This window comes from Ensifer sp. MJa1 (genome assembly GCF_037026475.1).
Taxonomy (GTDB): Bacteria; Pseudomonadota; Alphaproteobacteria; order Rhizobiales; family Rhizobiaceae; genus Ensifer.
The window spans coordinates 1-781 of record NZ_JAKUMO010000066.1 but is presented as its reverse complement, the minus strand read 5'-3'; the positions used below and the strand labels follow the sequence as shown (position 1 = coordinate 781).

The following is a 781-nucleotide window of genomic DNA, read 5'->3' as shown; positions in this document are numbered from 1 at the left end:
GAGGCTGCGTAATGCGGAAGTCAAGCAGCATTGGTGAGGGGATTGAAGGTTTGGCGGCGCTGGATCATGGTCCAGAGCACGGTCACTCGCCTGCGCGCGAGGGCGATGAGTGCTTGCGTGTGGTGCTTTCCCTCGCGCCGCTTGCGGTCGTAGAACGCCTTGGACAGGGGCTCTTTAGAGCAGACGGCACAGAACGCGCCCTGGAAGAATACGCGTTTGAGGGCTTTGTCCCCGCCGAAGGTTCTTCGCCAGCCAGATTTCTTCCCCGATTGCCGGATCACCGGCGCAAGGCCGGCCGCAGCGGCCAATGCATCGGCCGACGGAAAGCGTTTGATGTCGCCGACGCAGGAGATGAACTCCGCCACGAGCACCGCCCCCATCCCCGGCAGAGACTGGATGAGGGCGCTATCAGGGTGGGCAGCAAGGAGCGCGGCGAGATCGTGATCGATACGGGCGATCTTCGCCTTGTTTTCCAGAGCCTCGACAGCCATCTCGCGAACCAATTCGGCAATTGCCGCTTCGCCCGCTACGGCCAGAGATTGGGCGTGTGCGGCGGCAAGTGCCTGATCTGCCAACCGCTCGGCAGCGCGCAGGTGAGGCGTCTTGACCAGATACGCCACGATCCGGCGCTTGCCGGCCTGCCTGATCTCGGTGGGAGTAACGTATCGGGCCAACAAGGTGAGCGGCCCTTTGCAGGTCACGTCGAGTTCACGCTCCAGTCCAGGATGAACACTGCAAAGGAGCGCGCGCAGCCGCGTAAGACGCCGGGTCTGCTCCTCGG

Annotated in this window: 1 protein-coding gene; it reads right to left on the bottom strand. The window is 63.5% G+C overall.

All coding sequences use genetic code 11. From position 1 onward, the window contains the following. Positions 1-20 precede the first annotated feature (20 nt). On the bottom strand, positions 21-781 hold a 761-nt coding region (locus tag MKZ91_RS31520; protein ID WP_336174949.1), incomplete at its 5' end, for a transposase.